The organism is Bradyrhizobium sp. BEA-2-5 (assembly GCF_032918025.1).
Classification (GTDB): Bacteria; Pseudomonadota; Alphaproteobacteria; order Rhizobiales; family Xanthobacteraceae; genus Bradyrhizobium; species Bradyrhizobium pachyrhizi.
In genome coordinates, this window is record NZ_CP136629.1 from 269,749 (window position 1) to 289,149 (window position 19,401).

General features: G+C 64.2%; 19 protein-coding genes and 1 tRNA gene. 8 read left to right on the forward strand and 12 right to left on the reverse strand.

From position 1 onward, the window contains the following. Window positions 1–56: 56 nt before the first annotated feature. Window positions 57–734, reverse strand: a complete 678-nt coding sequence (locus RX327_RS01260) for an LON peptidase substrate-binding domain-containing protein (protein ID WP_317249225.1) — start codon at window positions 732–734, stop codon at window positions 57–59. Window positions 735–764: 30 nt separating this feature from the next. Then, a complete protein-coding gene (trxA, locus tag RX327_RS01265; protein WP_410712134.1) occupies window positions 765–1,685 on the reverse strand; it encodes a thioredoxin in 921 nt (306 codons plus the stop codon). Between the two features lie 221 nt (window positions 1,686–1,906). Between trxA and RX327_RS01270 the strand changes: the two genes are divergently transcribed. Continuing rightward, window positions 1,907–2,398: an SRPBCC family protein gene (locus RX327_RS01270; protein WP_050383535.1), complete on the forward strand. Its 492-nt coding sequence runs from the start codon at window positions 1,907–1,909 to the stop codon at window positions 2,396–2,398. 160 nt (window positions 2,399–2,558) lie between these two features. After that, window positions 2,559–2,633: transfer RNA gene (locus RX327_RS01275), tRNA-Gly, on the forward strand. A 254-nt stretch (window positions 2,634–2,887) separates the two neighbouring features. On the opposite strand, the gene RX327_RS01280 is transcribed toward RX327_RS01275, so the two are convergent. Both RX327_RS01280 and RX327_RS01285 read right to left on the reverse strand, forming a co-directional pair. After that, window positions 2,888–3,649, reverse strand: coding sequence for a hypothetical protein (locus RX327_RS01280; RefSeq protein ID WP_202814535.1), 762 nt, complete (start codon window positions 3,647–3,649; stop codon window positions 2,888–2,890). Then, the gene (locus RX327_RS01285; RefSeq protein WP_244481784.1) at window positions 3,646–3,891 is read right to left on the reverse strand and encodes a hypothetical protein; all 246 of its coding nucleotides are present in this window, start codon (window positions 3,889–3,891) and stop codon (window positions 3,646–3,648) included. Before RX327_RS01285 ends, RX327_RS01280 begins: the two co-directional genes overlap by 4 nt. Between RX327_RS01285 and RX327_RS01290 the strand changes: the two genes are divergently transcribed. From RX327_RS01290 to RX327_RS01300, 3 genes are all read left to right on the forward strand, one after another. Beyond that, the gene (locus RX327_RS01290) at window positions 3,890–4,402 is read left to right on the forward strand and encodes a DUF2865 domain-containing protein (RefSeq protein WP_244481786.1); all 513 of its coding nucleotides are present in this window, start codon (window positions 3,890–3,892) and stop codon (window positions 4,400–4,402) included. The two genes, RX327_RS01285 and RX327_RS01290, sit on opposite strands and share 2 nt — an antisense overlap. A 268-nt stretch (window positions 4,403–4,670) precedes the next feature. After that, the gene (locus tag RX327_RS01295; RefSeq protein ID WP_317249226.1) at window positions 4,671–5,948 is read left to right on the forward strand and encodes a PQQ-dependent sugar dehydrogenase; all 1,278 of its coding nucleotides are present in this window, start codon (window positions 4,671–4,673) and stop codon (window positions 5,946–5,948) included. Window positions 5,949–6,143: 195 nt separating this feature from the next. Continuing rightward, window positions 6,144–6,725 carry a c-type cytochrome gene (locus tag RX327_RS01300; protein WP_317249227.1) on the forward strand — a complete coding sequence of 194 codons (582 nt, stop codon included), beginning with the start codon at window positions 6,144–6,146 and terminating at the stop codon, window positions 6,723–6,725. Between the two features lie 105 nt (window positions 6,726–6,830). Here the strand turns inward: RX327_RS01300 and panE are convergent, their stop codons facing one another. The 4 genes from panE to RX327_RS01320 all read right to left on the reverse strand — a co-directional run bounded on the left by panE (window position 6,831) and on the right by RX327_RS01320 (window position 10,737). Further along, a complete protein-coding gene (panE, locus tag RX327_RS01305; RefSeq protein ID WP_317249228.1) occupies window positions 6,831–7,751 on the reverse strand; it encodes a 2-dehydropantoate 2-reductase in 921 nt (306 codons plus the stop codon). Between the two features lie 111 nt (window positions 7,752–7,862). Next, window positions 7,863–8,468 carry a 2-hydroxychromene-2-carboxylate isomerase gene (locus RX327_RS01310; protein ID WP_317249229.1) on the reverse strand — a complete coding sequence of 202 codons (606 nt, stop codon included), beginning with the start codon at window positions 8,466–8,468 and terminating at the stop codon, window positions 7,863–7,865. A gap of 110 nt (window positions 8,469–8,578) precedes the next feature. Then, the gene (locus tag RX327_RS01315; protein WP_410712228.1) at window positions 8,579–9,874 is read right to left on the reverse strand and encodes an MATE family efflux transporter; all 1,296 of its coding nucleotides are present in this window, start codon (window positions 9,872–9,874) and stop codon (window positions 8,579–8,581) included. A gap of 275 nt (window positions 9,875–10,149) precedes the next feature. Further along, a complete protein-coding gene (locus RX327_RS01320) occupies window positions 10,150–10,737 on the reverse strand; it encodes a DUF2239 family protein (protein ID WP_050383540.1) in 588 nt (195 codons plus the stop codon). A 131-nt stretch (window positions 10,738–10,868) separates the two neighbouring features. Here RX327_RS01320 and RX327_RS01325 point away from each other — a divergent pair, with 131 nt between their 5' ends. Next, window positions 10,869–11,534, forward strand: a complete 666-nt coding sequence (locus RX327_RS01325; RefSeq protein WP_317249231.1) for a glutathione S-transferase — start codon at window positions 10,869–10,871, stop codon at window positions 11,532–11,534. Between the two features lie 113 nt (window positions 11,535–11,647). Next, window positions 11,648–11,983, forward strand: a complete 336-nt coding sequence (locus tag RX327_RS01330) for a GIY-YIG nuclease family protein (protein WP_050383542.1) — start codon at window positions 11,648–11,650, stop codon at window positions 11,981–11,983. A gap of 1 nt (window position 11,984) precedes the next feature. On the opposite strand, the gene RX327_RS01335 is transcribed toward RX327_RS01330, so the two are convergent. The 3 genes from RX327_RS01335 to ggt form a co-directional block, all read right to left on the reverse strand. After that, window positions 11,985–12,860 (reverse strand): SDR family oxidoreductase, encoded by an 876-nt coding sequence (locus tag RX327_RS01335; RefSeq protein WP_050383543.1) that lies wholly within the window; start codon window positions 12,858–12,860, stop codon window positions 11,985–11,987. Window positions 12,861–12,969: 109 nt separating this feature from the next. Continuing rightward, window positions 12,970–14,265 (reverse strand): MFS transporter, encoded by a 1,296-nt coding sequence (locus tag RX327_RS01340; RefSeq protein WP_317249232.1) that lies wholly within the window; start codon window positions 14,263–14,265, stop codon window positions 12,970–12,972. Between the two features lie 130 nt (window positions 14,266–14,395). Continuing rightward, window positions 14,396–16,141: a gamma-glutamyltransferase gene (gene ggt / locus RX327_RS01345; RefSeq protein WP_317249233.1), complete on the reverse strand. Its 1,746-nt coding sequence runs from the start codon at window positions 16,139–16,141 to the stop codon at window positions 14,396–14,398. Between the two features lie 126 nt (window positions 16,142–16,267). Here ggt and RX327_RS01350 point away from each other — a divergent pair, with 126 nt between their 5' ends. After that, entirely contained in the window at window positions 16,268–17,647 is a 1,380-nt protein-coding gene (locus RX327_RS01350; RefSeq protein WP_317249234.1) for an MFS transporter, read from the forward strand. 138 nt (window positions 17,648–17,785) lie between these two features. Here the strand turns inward: RX327_RS01350 and purH are convergent, their stop codons facing one another. Then, a complete protein-coding gene (gene purH, locus RX327_RS01355) occupies window positions 17,786–19,378 on the reverse strand; it encodes a bifunctional phosphoribosylaminoimidazolecarboxamide formyltransferase/IMP cyclohydrolase (RefSeq protein ID WP_317249235.1) in 1,593 nt (530 codons plus the stop codon). Between the last annotated feature and the right edge of the window lie 23 nt (window positions 19,379–19,401).

Sequence of the window (19,401 nt, forward strand, 5' to 3'; positions counted from 1 at the left end):
TTTTGGTTTGACGCGTTTTCTTCACGCGAGCCGGTAGCCGCTTCACTCGAAGCGCCTTACTGCACCGGCGGGTCGCCCGAGGTGCGCCTCTTGGCGAGATCCATCTCGGTGACTGCGATCAGGATCTCGGCGCGGGTCTTCAGGTCGGGCGCTTCCAACATCGCCTGCTTCTCCGCGGGGCCGTAGGGCGACATCATCGCCAGCGCGTTGACGAGCGCCTCGTTGGGCGCGCTCTCGACGCCTTCCCAGTCGACCTTGAGATTGTTGGCCTTCAGGAAGTCGGCCAGCACCGTCAGCAGCGCCTCGCGATCGACCTCCTCCTCGCCCATGCGCGCGGTGAAGTCGTCGACGAAAGCGAAGAAGTCCACCTTGCACTGCCGGTAGGCGGTCAGCACTTCGAGCTCCTCGACAACCTTGAAGCGCGCGACGCCGGTGAGCTCGAGGATGTAGCGGCCGTCGCCGGATTCGGCGAGCTGGGTGATACGGCCGACGCAGCCGACGCGGAACAGCGCCGGCTTGTCGGAATTCTTCGGCGAATGCGCCACGTCGGGCTGGATCATGCCGATCAGGCGATGCCCGTCACGGAAGGAATCGTCGACCATCGCGAGGTAGCGCGGCTCGAAGATGTTGAGCGGCATCTGGCCGCGGGGCAGCAGCAGCGCGCCCGGCAGCGGAAACACCGGAATGATCTCCGGGAGGTCGGCGGGCCCGCGATATTCGATGTTGATCGGCATCTGCGGTCCCGCTGCTGTGACGGGCGTGCTTTACGAAAACAGGATCGTCGACAAACGCTTGCGTCCCTCGACGGTTGCATCATCCGTGCCGCCCCAGGCCTCGAAGAACTGCACCAGCTGCTTGCGGGCGCCGTCGTCGTTCCACTTGCGGTCGCGCTTGATGATCTCGAGCAGCTGCTCGGTCGCCGCCGCGCGATTGCCTTGTGCGTTGAGCGCGGTAGCGAGGTCGAATCGGGCCTGATGATCGAGCGGGTTTGCGGCGACTTTCTGTTCCAGCTCGGCGACCGGTCCAAGCGATTTCGCCTGCTCGGCGAGATCGATCGCGGTCTGCACGGCCTTCACGGCCGGGTCGTTGCGCTTGGATTCCGGCACCATGGCCAGCGTCTGCTTGGCCTGCTCCATCGCGCCCGACGTGACGTAGCACTTGGCGAGGCCGGCGAGGGCCGCGATGTTGGTGGCGTCGTGCGCCAGCACCTCGGCATAGATCTGCGCGGCCTGGGCGGCGTCGCCCTCGGCAAGCACGGCGTCGGCCTCGGCCAGGATCTCGGCGAGATTAGGCTCGCCGGCGGCCGGCACGCCCTTGGTGATCTTCTCGATGAAGGCATTGACCTGGCTCTCCGGCACCGCGCCCATGAAGCCGTCGGCCGGCTGGCCGTTGACGAAAGCGATCACGGCCGGGATCGACTGGATGCCCATCTGGCCCGGGATCGCCGGATGCTGGTCGATGTTCATCTTGACCAGCTTGACCTTGCCCTTGGCGTTGCGAACCGCCTTTTCCAGGATCGGCGTGAGCTGGCGGCATGGACCGCACCACGGCGCCCAGAAGTCGATCATGACCGGCTGACGGCGCGATTCCTCGATGACGTCCTTGACGAAGGTCTGGGTCGTCGTCTCCTTGATCAGATCGGGCGCTGCCTCGGGCGTGGGGCCGCCCTGCTCCATTATCGTCACGTTGTCCTCGCCTGCTTCTGAGGTCGGAAATCCGGGGGCGTTCTAGCACGCCCGGAACGGCACGTTCAGCCGTTCTGTCAGCTAGAGCATGATCCCGGAAAAGTGGGAACCGGTTTCCGGGATCATGCTCCGTAAATGGCAGTCAGCCAGCAAAATTCAATCGCTTGGCCGTCAGTCCCGTTCCATCGGAGATCGGGTGGGTTGGTACCGCGGAACGGCCGATGATGGCGATCCTTCATGACAGCAGGGGAGCGCCCGTGGCAAAGGCCTATTACAGCACGGTGTTCGAGCAGCCGGTCGGCGAAGTCTGGAAAATCATCCGCGATTTCAACAATTACCCGGTCTGGGTCCATGGCGCGGGGGCGAGCGAGATCGAGGACGGCAAATCCGGCGATACCGTCGGGGCCGTGCGCAATGTGCTGTACCGGGAGCGGCGGATCCGGCAGCGGCTGCTCGCGCAGTCCGACGTCGAACGCTTCCAGACCTACGAATTTGTCGACACCCCGACCTTGCCGGTGACGGATTTCAGCGCGACGGTGCAGGTAACCCCGGTGATCGACGGCAACCGGGCCTTTATCGAATGGTGGGCCGAGTTCGATTGCGACCCGCCCCGCCGCGTCGAGCTGACGCAGACGCTGACCGGCTGGTTCGAGATCTGGCTCGAATCGCTCCGGGACGAGATGGCCCTGAGGCCGGTTCCGGCGGAAATCTGAAAAGAAATCGGCGGCGCAGCCGATTTCGGCCGATTCGGGGTCAATTTTTAGAGAAACCGTGCGATTTCGTGAGGTTCGGACCGCGCTCTTGTGTTGCAATCACAGACGGCTTTTGGCATAGGTCTGCCGTTGCCGGCGAGCGATCGCCGCCATTTAGGATGCGGGTGTAGCTCAGTGGTAGAGCACGACCTTGCCAAGGTCGGGGTCGAGGGTTCGAGCCCCTTCGCCCGCTCCAAAATTTCTCGCTGACCGAGCTGACAGTCTGATGAAGGCCCGCCCATCGGCGCGGGCTTTTTGCTGTCCGGCGCCGGTATTCTAAGCTTCGCATGTGAAAGGCGTGAGGCTCGGAGTGTCGGCCTTCGTCTGCATCAGGGACCTGCGGAAACAAGCCGCAAGGCTACGATCAACCCACGGCCAGTTTGTCGCCGCGCGGCAGCGTTTCAAGCATTCCGCGGTAGCGGCCTTTCTCCAATAAGACTTTCTGCCGGCTCAAATCGAATACTTGAGAATAACGTTCTCGATCAGATCGTCCACAAACTCGACTACCTTGGAAGGCTTTATTGCGACGGAAGACGGATGAGCGGATGTGTTTCTAATTCCGAGCTTAGCGTCGAGGATTTTTCGAACGTCGCTTGACACAATGTTTGCGGAGCGCAGGAACTCAATGAACTTGCCTTCCGGAATATCGCTGAAGTCGTCACGGCCTTGGATCACGCTGACGCGTACACGCTTATCGGTATTTTTGGCGAGTGCGGCGTTAAACGCCGACAGATGGTGCGTCAAAACATACGCGTAAAGGTGATCGATCACGAGAATCCAGCACATCACGATCGCGGCGCGGCCAGCGCCCATCTCGAAGCAGTTTATGAGCTCGGTAAGAAATCCCTTTTCGGCCCCCGACGGAAACCTGGATTCCAGTTTTCGTAGCTCCGCACTTGTTTGGACGATATTTGATGAGGCCCCTAGACTTGCCGCGATCTCGTCACGATAGCCTCGCTGGAGACGATAGCCGCCCGGCACTTTGACGAATTTCGCACCTTTCCCGCCTAGAGATCTAGAAAGGTATGCGGAAGTGTTTCCTGGCGCGGTGAGATCGCACGCGCTGAAGCAATCCTCAATTGCTGCAGTGCTAGCGGCCGCACCGTCCTCTTCCGCAGTCAGGAAATAGGCAAAATATCCGACCAAGTCCGTCGGCTTCAAATCGCGCGCATTCTTGATCCCATTGTAGAAGCGATTTACCGCGGCTGTCATTCATATTTCCGCTTTTTCATTTCTTCAAAGTGATTAACACCAAGAATCGTTACGGAGACATCCAACAAGGATGGCACCTGAATGTAATGCGTGCGCGCTACCCCCGGGTTAAATCGCCGCTTGGCTCGCGCAAACGTCGCTGCGCTGGTCGTGCTCGTCGGCGTCTGGACATGTTCGGGCGCATCAGCGCAGCAATTGCCGAGCGACTCGGCGTATGCCCCGGCGCCCAGCTTCTCTCCCATGCCTGGCTTTGGGCCGGCGCCTGACCTCGAGCCGGCCGAACGGCCGCGAGCGCGGGTCTACATCACGACGCGGTCGCACCGGGGCGGCCAGCAAAACTTCTGCGTCAGGACCTGCGACGGCCGCTTCTTTCCGCTGCCGCGCGTGAGCGAGACGGCAGACGTCAAGGCATGCGAGGCGGCCTGTCCCGCCGCCGAGGTGAAGCTGTACTCCGGCTCCGATATCGACAGCGCCAGAACCGAAGCGGGCGAGACCTACAAGACGCTCGCCAATGCATTCCGCTTCCAGCGCGAGATGGTGCCGCAATGCTCGTGCAGCGCCGGCGCGTCTACCGGCCTGTCGCCGATTGCGATCGAGGACGACATGACGCTTCGGACCGGCGACATCATCGCCGCCGATGACGGCTTCAAGATCGCGGCGATCACGAGCGGGCAGCGGCGCAGCGTGTTGTTCAGGCCGCTGTCGAAGGCCAAGGCGCAGGCGCTCGGTCTGGCGCGCCTGTCGTCGCGATAGAGACGATCACGAGCGCTAGCTTCATTCGAATATCACGCTGCGGTGCAGAATGCCTTGTTATCAGGCAGGCTGCTCAGGAAAATTTCGTCTCAAATATCGTCTCAACTAGTTTTGACGCAGCGCACACCGGCGGACGCGCTTTTCAGCGTCGATGGATGTGCTACCATTTTGCCGTCTGACCTACCTCACAGACCGCCACCATCATCTCTCAGGGCGTTCAAAATCAATAACAGGCAAGCTGCAACGGCTTGCGTAGGGGAGTGACGCGATGAAATCCGCTTTCAATCGATCAATACTTGCGTTCGCGGCGATCGCGCTGCTGGCGGGGACGACCTTCGCCAGTGCGCAGCAACAGACAGACAAGAATCGTGCGCTGAAGAAATACGAATCCGGCACCAAGGAGTTCTGGACCCATCCGCCGGACGACTGGTTCCTCGGCGACGAGACCGAGGCGCAGAAGGGCCTCGCGCCGCCCTCGGGCCCGCCGACCGGCGCCTCCGACGCCGAGCTCGCCAACATCGTCAAGAAGATCAAGCTGCCGCCGGGCTTCAAGATCGAGGTCTACGCCTCGGGCGTGCTGGCCGCGCGGCAGATGGCCTGGGGTGACAAAGGCACGCTGTTCGTCGGTTCGTTCGGCCTCGGCAACGTCTACGCCATCAAGGACAACAACGGAAAGAAGGAGGTCAAGACCGTCCTCAAGGGCCTGAACATGCCCACCGGTCTCGCCTTCAGGGACGGCGCGCTCTACGTCATCGCCGTCGACAAGCTGATCCGCTACGACAACGCCGAAGCCAGTCTCGATAATCTCGGGCAAGGCAAGGTCGTCTATGACGACATGCCCTCCTATGCCGCGCATGGCTGGAAATACATCGCGGTCGACAAGGAAGGCTGGTTCTTCCTGCCGTTCGGACCGCCCTTCAACATCGGTATCCCGCCGACCAGCGTCTCGCAGATCCGCCGAGTCGATCCCAAGACCGGCAACGCCGAAATCTGGGCGCTCGGCGTTCGCAACTCGGTCGGCGGCGACGTCGATCCACGCACCGGCAAGCTCTGGTTCACCGAGAATGCCCGCGACTGGATCAGCGATGACCTGCCTTCGGACAAGCTGAACATGATCAACAGGATCGGCGAGCATTTCGGCTATCCCTATTGCCATCAGGGCAATCTGCCTGACGACAAGTTCGCGATGGGCCACAAATGCTCCGAGTTCACACCGCCCGTGCTGAATCTCGGCGCCCATGTCGCTCCGCTCGGCATGAAGTTCTATACCGGCGACCAATTCCCCGCCGAGTACAAGAACAACATCCTGATCGCCGAGCATGGCTCCTGGAATCGCCACAAGTACCAGGGCGCGCGCATCGTGAAGATCACCGCGAGCCCCGACGGCAAGAATCCCAAGCGGGAGATCTTCGCCTCCGGCTGGCTCGAGGGCGACCAGGGCTATCTCGGCCGTCCCAACGACATCATCCTCGCCAAGGACGGGTCGATCCTAGTCGCCGACGATTGGGCCGGCGCGATCTACCGCATCAGCTACAGCAAGAAGTAGCGGTTGAAACAATGCGGGGCTGCGGTGGCCGATCAGGCAGCCGCAGCCCCGTTTACGTGGTTCGGCAAAGCCCAACGACGGAACAGACTCGTCATGCCCGGACTTGATCCGGGCATCCATCCAAACAAAAACCCTTCTGCAAGCCAGATGGATTGCCGGGCCAGGCCCGGCAATGACCCGTGGAGAAAACTGGCAATGCGTGTTGCGTCCCTTGCAATCCTGTTCGCGGCGGCTATCGCAGTTGCGTCGTCCGCCAACGCTGCCGATGTCGCCGCCGGCAAGGCGAAGGCCGAACTCTGCGCCGCTTGCCACGGCGAGAACGGCATCTCGCAGACCGAGAACATCCCTTCGCTCGCCGGCCAGCCCGATCAATTCCTGCAATGGCAGCTGGTGTTCTTCCGCGCCGGCTCGCGCAAGAACGAGCAGATGCAGCCGATCGTCGAGGAGATCACCAACGAGGACATCCGCAATCTCGGCGCCTATTTCGCGTCGCTGACGCCGTTCAAGGGCGGCAAGGACGACAATCCGGACTTGTCCGAAAAGGGCAAGCAGGCCGCCGCCGGCCGCCGCTGCGCCTCATGCCATGGCGACAGCTATGCCGGCACCAAGGCGGTCGCGCGGCTCGCGGGGCAGCGCGAGGAATATCTCGTCAAGGCGTTGCATGACTACAAGGCCGGCCAGCGCGTCGGCGGCGGCGTCGCCGCGATGGCCGATGTCGCCTATCACATGAGCGACGAGGAGATCACGGCACTCGCGCATTATCTGGCGCATTTGTAGCTGTAAGGATGCGTAGCCCGGATGAAGCGAAGCGCAATCCGGGGGCCGCTCTATCTGCCGCGAGATGATTCCCGGATTTCGCTCCGCTCCATCCGGGCTGCAAGATCACCCCGCGCGCTGCTTCTCATACGCCTTCAGATGCGTGTACGCGATACGCAGCTTCGGCACCGGCACCTTGGCGGCGTCGGCGCGCGCGATGAGGTCGCCGATGACGTGATCGGCCTCGACCGGCAGGCCTGCCTTGATGTCGCGGAACATCGAGGCGGTCATCGGCGAGCCTTCGGCGGTGAGGAGCCCGCGGGTGCGCTGGAAGAACGGGCCGCCCGGGCCATGGCCCGCGTCGGCGGCGATCGCGCTGCATTCGTCCAGCATGCCGAGCAGGAAGTCCCGGCCGCCCGGAGCCGCCAGGATATCACCGACCGAGGCGCGCATCAGGCTGGTGGATGCCGCGAGCGAGGAGAGGAACACCCACTTCTCCCACATGTCCTGCATCACATGCTCGCTGGCGTTGGCGCCGTTGATCGCCGAGAAGGTTTCAGCGATCGCGCGTACCCGGTCCGACAGGCCGCCGGCGCGCTCGCCGAAGCCGAGCGACTGCATCGGCTGCAACTGCACCACCTCGCGTTTCTCGTTCAGCGTCGCCGCGATCGCGCACAGACCGCCGAGCACATGCTGAGGGCCGAACCTCTTGTCGAGCGCATCGAGATGCAGCATGCCGTTGAGCAGCGGGATGATCGCGGTCTTGTCGCCGACGGCGGGCGCAAACGACTTGATGGCGTCGTCGAGGTCGAACGCCTTGCAGCTCAGGAGCACGACGTCGAATTTGTCCTTGAGCGCGTCCGCCTGCACGGTCGGTGGATTTTTCAAGGTCACGTCGCCATTCGGGCTCTTGATGACGAGGCCGGCGCTCGCGAGCTCGCCGGCGCGCCGTGGCCGGACCAGGAAGGTGACGTCGCGGCCGGCCTGCAACAGCCTGCCACCGAAATAGCCGCCAATGGCGCCGGCGCCGACCACGAGAATGCGCATGGGAATTTGTCCTTCTTTGTTGTTGCCCGAGGAGGCGAGCGAATAGGGAGTAGCGAATAGATAAGGATACTGCTCGACTATTCGCTACTCGCTATTGGGCATTCGCTCATCTCACTTTCCCGATACCATTTCCTCGACTTCGCGCAGCTGCTCCTTGCCGAAGAAGATCTCGTTGCCGACGAAAAAGGTCGGCGAGCCGAACGCGCCGCGCTCGACGGCGGATGAGGTATATTCGATCAGCTTGGCCTTCACATCCGCGTCCTGCGCGCGGGCGAACAGTTTTGCGGCGTCAAGGCCGGAGGAGGCGATGGCTTTGCCGGCGACTTCAGGATCGTCCATCTTCTTCGGCTCGCGCCACATGTGGTGGAAGGCGGCCTCGACATATTTCTCGAACACGCCCTCGAGCTGCGCCGCGATCGCCGCGCGCATCAGGTTCAGCGTGTTGACGGGGAAATGCGGATTCCAGGTGTAGGGCTTGACGTTGAAGCGCTTGAGAAAGCGTTCCGTCTCGATCTTCTGAAACTCCGGCTTGTTCTTGATGCCGGCCAGGGTCTCCGCCGGCGACTTGTTGTTGGTCGACTTGAAGATGCCGCCGAGCAGGATCGGCACATATTCGAACTTGACGCCGATCCGCTGCTCGATCGCCGGAATCGCCAGATGGCTGAGATAGGCGTTGGGGCTGCCGAAGTCGAACAGGAATTGCGGATTTTGGCTCACGGCGGTCTCTCCCTCGGCTCGTCTCGTTTGGGCTTGTCTAGCATGGACCTGCTGTCGCAGGCGCCATCAGTAGAATATGATAATCATCATGTGAGCCGCGGCGCGCGATGTCAAATCAGCCGCTTGATGGTCTGCTTGCGCCATACCAGGGCGTAATAGGCCATCTGCAGCACGAACATGGTTGCAAAGGTGACGGGATAGGCGATCCAGATGCCGCTGACGCCGATGGCGCGGCTGAGCAGGATCGCGACCGGCACCTCGACCGCCGCGATCGCCAGGGTCGAGAGCAACAGCGGCATCCACACCGTGCCGCCGGCGCGCATCGCGCCCGAAAACACCGTCGCCATGCCGAACAGCACCATGCTCCACAGCACGATGTACAGAAGCTGCTGCGCCAGCCCAAGCACGGCACTGTCGACGATGAAGAAGCCCATCAGCGGCCGCGCGAAGAGATAGCCAAGCACGACCAGCCCGCCGGTCAATACCAAGTTCAACTCGATCCCGGTCCGGACGATGGCGCCGACCCGGGCGGAATCGCCGCGGCCGATCGCCTGAGCGCCGAAGATCGACACCGATATCGCGATCGAGATCGCCGGAAACTGCACATAGCCCATCACCTGGTTGACCGCGCCGTACGCGGCCGTGGCGTCGGACCCGTAGCCGTTGACGAGGCCGAGCAGCACCAGCTCGGCAAGCGAGACCACCACCATGCCGATCGCGGTCGGAATGCCGAGCCGCAGCACGATGCGCAGCAGCGCGCCGTTCGGCCGCATCGCGCGCAGGAACGCGGCGTCGAAGGCAAGTGCATGGCGGTGCCGCAGCATATGGACATGCAGCCACAGCAGCGTGACCACGCCCGAGACCGCGGAGGCGATGGCAGCGCTGGCGACGCCGAGCATCGGCAGGCCGAGCCAGCCGCGGATCAGCGCCGGCGTCACCACCAGGCCGATGGCGGTCGAGACCGTCAGCGCAACCAGCGGCGTCACGGTGTCGCCGACGCCGCGCATCATCGCGGTCAGCAGCAGGAAAGCGAAGGTTATGGGCATCGTGATCATCATGATCCGCGCATAAGCCACCGCGGCGTCGAGGACGTCAGATGGCGTCGCGAGCGCGATCAAGAGCGGGCGGGCGAACAGGCCGCCGAGGACCGCGATCGCCAGCGCGAGCAGCAGCGTCACGGTCATGGTGGTGCCGGCGACCGCCTTCACCCGGTCGGGCTTGCCGGCTCCCCAGGCCTGGCCGATCATGACCGAGGCGCCGGCGCTGAGACCGATCACGAAGGAAATGAGGAAGAACATCACCGGGAAGAACACCGAGACCGCGGCGAGCGCATCGACGCCGATCATCTGGCCGAGATAGACATTGCTGACGGTGCCGAACAGCGATTGCAGCGCGTTGCTCAGCATCGGCGCGAGGAAGGCGAGGAAGGCTTTTCGTAAGGAGGCAGGCTTGGACACGTTCAAATTCCAGGAATGATACCGAGCTTGTGGAGCTTGGTGAGTAGATCAGGCAGCAAATACCGCTGTCGTCCCTGCGAAAGCAGGGACCCATACTCCGCCGCCTTTGCTATGGGCACGCGGCTAGTTCGACGCGCTGCAATGCTCTTCGGTGGTTATGGGTCCCTGCTTTCGCAGGGACGACATCCCGTTTGAGGTTACTCGTCCACATTATTCAAAACGCGCTAGTCCGCTTGATCGCTATGGGCGAGCCGGATCGCGTGATCGCGGATATCGGCGGGCCAGTCTGCGATCAGCGTCGCAAAGCGGCGCCGGTCGTGGGCGAACAGCGCGCGGATCGCATCTTCATAGTTCGGCCGGTTGCCGGCCATGGTCGTCATGAAGCGATAGGTGGCTTCCTGCGCGCTGCGCGTGCGGTCCTTGTCGCCGCTGGAGCGCCGCGCCTCGTCGATCAGCTTGCGGATCGCGACCGACGCGCCGCCCTTCTGCTGCGCGAGCCAGTCCCAATGCCGTGGCAGCAGCGTGATCTCGCGCGCGACGACGCCGAGCTTTGGACGTCCCGGGCCGCGCGGCGCGGTTGGCGCGGCCGGCTCCTCGTCGCGCGCAGGCGCGAGCTTCGGCAGCCGGCCCAGCACGTCATCGACCGAGCCGCGGAAATCGATATCGACCAGCGCCGAGGTGCGGCCGTTGAACACCAGGATCGCGGCGTCCTTGCGCTGGTCGAGGTGTTGCTTGGCGGCGCGCGCAACCTCCGGGAGGTCGCCGGCCCCGATGCGGTGCTCGCCTTCGAAGGCGACATAGGCAGGATTCATGGTAGACCTCTCAGATTGCGCGACATACCGCCCGGATAATTCTTGGCAATCGCGGCGCGTGGATCTCGACTTTCTGGTTTCCCGCTGGCACCAAACGCCGCCCGATTGCGCTGACCTTTCAGAGGATGCCCATGCTGACCGTTCACCACCTCAACAATTCCCGCTCGCAGCGCGTGCTGTGGCTGCTCGAGGAGTTGGGCGTGCCCTACGAGATCGTGCGCTATCAGCGCCAGCCGGACATGCACGCGCCGAAGGAGCTGCGCGCCATCCATCCGCTCGGCAAGTCGCCGGTCATCACCGACAACGGCAACACCATCGCCGAGTCGGGCGCGATCATCGAATATCTCGTCGCGACCTACGGCAACGGCCGGCTGATCCCGCCGCCGAACACGCCGGAGCGGCTGCGCTACACCTATTGGCTGCACTATGCGGAAGGATCCGCGATGCAGCCATTGCTGCTCAAGCTGCTGTTCACGCTGATGCCCAAGCGCGCGCCGGCGCTGCTGCGCCCGCTGGTGCGCAAGGTCTGCAACCAGGCGCTGACCGCGTTGGTCAATCCGCAGCTCAAGCAGCACATGGACTATTGGGAAGGCGAGCTTGCCAAGAGCGAGTGGTTCGCCGGCAGCGAGTTCACCGCGGCCGACATCCAGATGAGCTTTCCGCTGGAAGCGGCCCAGGCGCGCGGCGGGCTCGAGCAGGGCCATCCCAGGGCGATGGCGTTCCTGGAGCGCATCCACGCGCGGCCGGCCTATGCGCGCGCGCTGGAAAAGGGCGGGCCGTATCAGGTCGGCCGATAGTTTCGCGGTCATAACAGCGGCTCGGGCTTCGATGCCGTCTTTTTTATCCGGGTAATATCGCCTTGTCAATAATGCCCGGGTATAAATGGCGTGCCTAGACCACTGGAGCCGCCATGAAGACCGAGGACCGCAAGCTCGCCATCGCCGACTACAAGAAGCGCGCTGCTGTCGCCGGCGTGTTCGCGATCCGCTGCCGCGCGACCGGCGAGGTCTGGGTCGGGCAGGCGCTCGATCTCGACAAGATCGAGAACCGCATCTGGTTCACGCTGCGGATGGGCAGCCATCGTAACGCGGAGCTGCAGCGCGCCTGGACGGCCCACGGCGCGGATCATCTCTCACTCGAAACGCTGGAGCGGATCGAGGACGAGGAGCTCGCCTATGTGCGCGACACGCTGCTGAAGGAGCGCGTGCAGCATTGGCGCGCGGCGCTGGATGCGTTCGCGGTGTAGCCTAGTGTGACGGCAGCGGCTGCACGGTGACGCCGGGCGGCGGCACGTCGTCGTCGGGCACAAAAAAGTCCGACATCAGCGGCACCGAGGGATCGACGCGGTAGCGCTCGAAGTCGCGCACGCCATTGGCATAGAGCACCTTGTCGTCGATGCAGAAATGCCCGGTGAATTCGCGCGACGGCCGGGTGATGATCGCGTAGGCCGCATCGCCCATGATCTCGGGCGTGCGGCTCGCGCGTATCATCGCATCGCCGCCGAGCAGGTTGCCGACCGCGGCGGTCGCGATCGTGGTGCGCGGCCACAGCGCGTTGACGGCAATGCCGGCCGATTTCAATTCGCCCGCGAGGCCGAGCACGCACATGCTCATGCCGAACTTCGCCATGGTGTAGGCGGTCGAGTGCTCGAACCATTTCGTCTTCATGTCGAGCGGCGGCGACAGCATCAGGATGTGCGGGTTCTCCGCCTTCTTCAGATGCGGGATGCAGTATTTCGACACCATGAAGGTGCCGCGGGTGTTAATCCCCATCATCAAGTCGAACCGCTTCATGTCGGTCGCCTGCGAATTGGTCAGGCTGATGGCGCTGGCATTGTTGACGCAGACGTCGATGCCGCCGAACTCGGCGACGGTCTGCTCGATCGCCGCCAGCACCTGGGCCTCGTCCCTGATGTCGCAGAGCACCGGCAGTGCCTTGCCGCCGGCGGCGCGGACCTCGTCGGCGGCGGTGTAGATCGTGCCCTTCAGCTTCGGATGCGGCTCGGCGGTCTTCGCCGCGATCGCGACATTGGCGCCGTCACGCGCGGCGCGCAGCGCGATCGCCAGCCCGATGCCGCGGCTCGCGCCCGAGATGAACAGCGTCTTGCCTTTGAGCGATGTCATCTGCTGGCTCCTCCACAGTTAGGGACGCACCATGTCAGGCTTCCTCTCCCCTTGTGGGAGAGGCGAAGCGAAGCAAGCGGCAACCTCATTACGCTACCTCATTAGGCTACTAATCCGCGTACAGCACGCGCCCGCGTGTCTCCGGCAGCGCGAAGGCGGCGATGAAGAACACCGCGTAAGCCGCCACCGCGAAGATCGCGATCGCATTGCCGAGCGACGTCGTCGCCGACAGCGCGCCGACCAGGAATGGAAACAGCGCGCCGATGCCGCGGCCGAAATTGTAGCAGAAGCCCTGGCCCGAGCCGCGCAGCCGCGTCGGATAGAGCTCGGTCAGGAACGCGCCGATCCCGGAGAAATAGCCCGAGGCGAAGAAGCCGAGCGGGAAACCGAGTATCCAGAGGATCTCGTTGGTCAGCGGCAGCTGCGTGTAGAGAAGCACCACCGCCATGGCTCCGAGCGAGAAGATCAGGAACAGATTGCGCCGCCCGATCCGGTCCGCGAGCCACGCGCCCACGAGATAGCCGATGAAGGAGCCGATGATCAGCGTCGCGAGATAGCCGGTCGATCCGACGACAGAGAGCTTGCGCTCGGTGGTGAGGAAGCGCGGCACCCAGAAGGTGATGGCGTAATAGCCGCCCTGCATGCCGGTGCCGACCAGCGACGCCAGCAGCGTGGTCTTCAGGATCGGTCCGTGGAAGATCTCCCACAACGCCGCGGGGCCGCTGCCGGAGGCCTGCGCCTGCGCCATGGTCGCGGCGGAGATTTCCGGTTCGGTGACAGAGCGGCGGATGTAGAACACCAGAAGTGCCGGCAGCGCACCGATCACGAACATCCAGCGCCAAGCCGTCTCCGCCGGCAGAAGCGAGAACAGGATCGCCTGCGACAGCACGGCCAGGCCCCAGCCGACCGCCCAGCCCGACTGGACCGAGCCCACCGCGCGCCCACGATATTGCGGCCGGATCGCCTCCCCCATCAGCACGGCGCCCGCCGCCCATTCGCCGCCGAAGCCGAGACCGAGCACGGCACGAGCGATCAGGAGCTGATCGAAATTCTGCACGACAGCGCAGACCAGAGAGAAGAACGAGAACCAGATGATGGTGATCTGGAGCGTCCTGACACGCCCGATATGATCGGAGAGATAGCCGCCGAGCCAGCCGCCGATGGCGGAGGCGAGCAGCGTCACCGTGCCGGCAAGGCCGGCCGAGGCCGCATCGACCTTCCACAGGGCGATGATGGTACCGATCACCAGCGGGTAGATCATGAAGTCCATGCCGTCGAGCGCCCAGCCCGCAGCGCAGGCCCAGAACGTCCGCCGCTCGGGCGTGTTCATGTCGCGATAGAAGGCGAGCAGGCTGGTGTCCTCGATCTCTGCAACTTCCATCGATTTGGATTCGGCTGTGCTCATGCGCGTTCCCCGGAGAAATCTTTCACCGGCTCTTTGCGATCCGCGGCCGGAGGTGCGCGGACCGCCAATCTATCGCGATGTTGCAGGTTGGGCAAAGCCGCGTTTGCACGCCTTAGGCGCGGATCATCCTTTAGTATCCCGCGGCCTCCGAGCCGCGCGTGCGGGGATCCGGCGCGCCGAGCAGACCGTTGGTCGTGACGAGGATCGAGTTCGCGGAGGAGTAGCCGAGCGGCTCGACCAGTCTGTGGCCCTTGGCGCGCAGATCGCCCAGCACCGCGTCGGGAAAACCGCGCTCGATCCGGACCTCGTCGGGCAGCCATTGATGGTGCATGCGGGGCGCGGCGACCGCGGCCGCGATGTCCATCCTGTAGTCGATCACGTCGACGATGATCTGCGTCACGGCCGAGATGATGCGGCTGCCGCCGGGCGAACCCGTCACCAGCACCGGCTTGCCGTCCTTCAGCACGATCGTCGGCGACATCGACGAGAGCGGCCGCTTGCCGGGGCCCGGCAGGTTTGCCTCGAAGCCGACGAGGCCATAGGCATTGGAAGCGCCGACTGCCGCGGTGAAATCGTCGAGCTCGTTGTTGAGCAGCACGCCGGTGCCGTCGGCCACGAGGCCGACGCCATAGCTGAAGTTCAGCGTATAAGTGTTGCTGACGGCGTTGCCGCGACCGTCGACGACGGAAAAATGCGTCGTGTTGTCGCCCTCGTGCGGTTGCTTGGCGTTGCGCACATCGGTCCAGGGCGTGGCGCGGGCAGGATCGATGGTCGCGCGCTGTTTGGCGGCATAGTCCTTGTCGATCAGCAATTGCGTCGGCGCGTTGACGAAGGCGGGATCGCCGAGATAGCGCGCGCGATCGGCATAGGCGCGCTTCATGGCTTCGATCAGCAGATGCAGCGATGCCGCCGATCCCTGCTTCAGATCGGCAAGCTGAAAGCCTTCGAGGATGTTGAGCGTCTCCAGCAGCACCACCCCGCCGGACGAAGGCAGCGGCATCGACACGATGTCGTAGCCGCGATAGGTGCCGCGCACCGGCGCGCGGATGACCGGCTGATAGGATTTCAGATCCTCGAGCGTGAAGATGCCGCCGGCGTTCTTGATGCCGCCGACGAGCTTCTCGGCGACCGCACCCTCGTAGAAACCGCGCGGGCCTTGTTCGGCTATCGCGGTCAGTACGCCGGCGAGATCGCCCTGGATCAGCCGGTCGCCCTCGCGCAGCGGCGTGCCGTCGGCGTGCGAGAACGTCCTGGCCGAATTCGGCCAGCGCGACATGCGGCGATACATGTCGTTCAGCGTGTCCGATGTGTCGTCGGTGACGATGAAGCCGTCGCGCGCGAGGTCGATCGCCGGCTTGAGGATCTGCGCCAGCGTAAACTTGCCGGAGCCGTATTTCTCCAGCGCCAGCGAAAGGCCCGCGACCGTGCCGGGCACGCCGATCGCGAGCGCGGAGTTACGCGACTTGTCGGGATCGGGCTTGCCGTCGGCGTTCAGGAACATGTCGCGGCTGGCGGCCTGCGGTGCGGTCTCGCGATAGTCGATCGTGATGTCTTCGTTGCGATCGGCGGAATGGATCACCATGAAGCCGCCGCCGCCGATATTGCCGGCGCGTGGGTAGGTGACGGCCATCGCAAAGCCGGTCGCGACCGCAGCGTCGACCGCATTGCCGCCGCGCCGCAGGATGTCGGCGCCGACCTGCGCAGACAACCTCTCCTGCGCCACCACCATGCCGTTTTCGGCGCGAATGCTGCGAATCGTGTCTGCGGCTGAAGGTTCATAGAAGCGGCGCTGGACCTGGCCGAGGGCAGGCGTCGCGATACCAATCACCAGGAGAGCGGCAAACAGCCGTCGCGACATCGTTGCCGTCAGCGCCATCGAAATGTCCTGCCCTGTTCATCGCCGTATCAGTCCAACCGGCCCATGCTATATGGGAGCGGATTGGAGCGGCAAAAGCCTGCCTGTGGTTCGAGTTGGGGAATATCTTTCGCGATGACGGCAACAATGCAGACGGGCGCCGGTGACGCGAAGGCCACCACCAAGGTCTATCCTGGCCGCGCCGCCGTCGTCAGCTGGATCTTATTCGATTGGGCCGTGCAGCCCTATTTCACGCTGATCACGACCTTCGTGTTCGCCCCCTATTTCGCCACAAGCGTTGCGCCAAATCCCGCCACCGGGCAGTCGCTGTGGGGTTTTGCAATGGCCGCCGCGGGCCTTGCGATCGCGCTGCTGTCGCCGGTGTTAGGTGCAATCGCCGATGCCAGCGGCCGGCGCAAGCCGTGGATCGCGGGCTTCGGTGCGCTGCTCGTGATCGGCGCCAGCGCAATGTGGATCGGTAAGCCCGGCAATCCCGACATCATCCCGGCGCTGCTGCTCGCCTATGCGATCGCAAGCGTCGGCGTCGAGTTCGCCACCGTCTTCAACAATGCGATGATGCCGACCCTGGTGCCGCCGGAGCGCATCGGCCGGCTCTCCGGCACCGGCTGGGCTATCGGCTACGTCGGCGGCATCGTCAGCCTGATCATCGTGCTCGGCTTTCTCGCCGCAAATCCCGAGACCGGCCGCACTTTGCTCGGCTTCACGCCGTTGTTCGGGCTCGATCCCGCGACCCATCAGGGCGACCGTGCTGCCGGGCCGTTGACCGCGCTCTGGTTTATCATCTTCGTGACGCCGATGTTCCTGTTCACGCCGGATTATCCGGCGAAGCGCCGGTTGCGCGAGGCGCTCCGCGAAGGCCTGCGCGAGCTCAGGGAATCGTTGTCGAGCCTGCCCAGGCAGAAGTCGCTTGCGGCATTCCTGCTCGCCAACATGATCTACACCGATGGTCTGGTGTCGCTGTTCGCGTTTGGCGGCATCTATGCCGCCGGTACGTTCGGCTGGCATACGATCCAGATCGGCACCTTCGGCATCATGCTCGCGATCGCCGGCGCGTTCGGCGCATGGTTCGGCGGCAAGCTCGACGATGCATTCGGACCGAAGCGCGTGATCACGGCCAGCCTGTTGATTCTGCTGTTTGCGATCGTCGTGATCCTCACCGTGAACAAGGATTCCATCCTGTTCATACCGGTCGCGCCGCCGGTGCCTGGCGATGCGTTGTTCGCGGGCGCGGCGGAGCGCGCCTATCTCGTGCTGGGCTGCCTGATCGGTGCAGCCGGCGGCCCGCTCCAGGCCGCCTCCCGCACACTGCTGATCCGCCTCGCACCGAAGGATCGCATCGCGCAGTATTTCGGCCTGTTCGCATTGACCGGGAAGGTGACATCCTTCATCGGCCCGCTCCTGATCGGCATGATCACCGCCGTGACCGCTAGCCAGAAGGCCGGCATGGCCGTGCTGGTGGTGTTCTTCGTTGCAGGACTGGGGCTATTGGCGAAGGTGCGCGGATAACTCATCGCCGTCGTCCCGGCGAAGGCCGGGACCCATACCGCGTGATCTATCAAAGGCGCGCTGGGGCTGGTTGTTGCTCACTAACCAAAGCCGGTGGTTATGGGTCCCGGCTTTCGCCGGGACGACCGTGCTGAGAGTTTAATGCCTGAAGTGCCGTGTTCCCGTGAACACCATGGCGATGCCGTGCTCGTCGGCGGCCTTGATCACCTCGTCGTCGCGCATCGAGCCGCCGGGCTGCACCACGGCGGTGGCGCCGGCCTCGATGCAGGCGAGCATGCCGTCGGCGAACGGGAAGAACGCATCCGATGCCACCACCGAGCCCTTGGTGAGCGGCTCGGCGAGCTTGAGCTCAGCTGCGGCATCCTGCGCCTTGCGCGCGGCAATGCGGGCTGAATCCACCCGGCTCATCTGGCCCGCGCCGATGCCGACGGTGGCGAGATCCCTGGCGTAGATGATGGTGTTGGACTTGACGTGCTTGGCCACGCGGAACGCGAACTTGAGATCGCGCATCTCGGCATCGGTTGGCGCCCGCTTGGTCACGACCTTGAAGGTCATGTCGTCGACCACGGCGTTGTCGCGGCTCTGCACGAGCAGGCCGCCGGCGACGGTCTTGGCGGTGAGGCCGACCGCGCGCGCGTTCGGCAGGCCGCCGGCGAGCAGCAGGCGCAGATTGCGCCGGCCGGCGATGATCGAGATCGCTTCCTCGGTCGCATCGGGCGCGATGATCACTTCGGTGAAGATGCCGATGATGGCGCGGGCCGCGTCCGCATCGAGCGTGCGGTTGACCGCGATGATGCCGCCATAGGCCGAGGTGGAGTCGCAGGCCAGCGCGCGGGCATAGGCGGTGGCGAGATCGGGGCCCTCGGCGACGCCGCAGGGATTGGCATGCTTGACGATGACGCAGGCCGCGGTGCGCCCGGCGTCGAACTCGCCGATGCATTCATAGGCCGCATCGGTGTCGTTGATGTTGTTGTAGGAGAGCTCCTTGCCCTGGAGCTGCCGTGCGGTGGAGACGCCCGGGCGCTTGTCCGGCGTGGCGTAGAACGCCGCGGTCTGATGCGGGTTCTCGCCATAGCGCAGCGACTGGATCAGCCGGCCGCCGAAAGCGCGGAAGTCGGGCGCGTCGATCTCGAGCTGACGGTTGAACCAGTTCGAGATCGCGGCATCATACGCCGCGGTGCGGGCATAGGCCTTCGCGGCAAGGCGCCGGCGCAGCTTCAGCGTGGTCGCGCCCTTGTTGGCGGCGAGTTCGTCGAGCACGGCCTGATAGTCCTGCGCCTCGACCACGACGGCGACGTCGTCATGGTTCTTGGCGGCGGCGCGGATCATCGCGGGCCCGCCGATGTCGATGTTCTCGATGCAGTCTTCGAAGCCCGCGCCTTTGTCGACGGTCGCCTCGAACGGATAGAGATTGACGACGAGGAGATCGATCGGCGCGATGCCATGCGTCTTCATCGCGTCGGCATGCTCCTTGTTGTCGCGGATCGCGAGCAGGCCGCCATGCACCTTCGGATGCAGCGTCTTGACGCGGCCGTCCATCATCTCGGGGAAGCCGGTCAGCTCGGACACGTCCCTCACCTCGAGGCCGGCGGCGGCTATGGCCTTGGCGGTGCCGCCGGTCGAGACCAGCTCGACATCGTGCGCGGCAAGCGCCTTTGCGAATTCGACCAGGCCGGTCTTGTCGGAAACGGAAAGGAGAGCGCGGGTGACGCGGCGAAGCTGCTCGGTCATATCGGAAAATCCCTGGCTGTTAA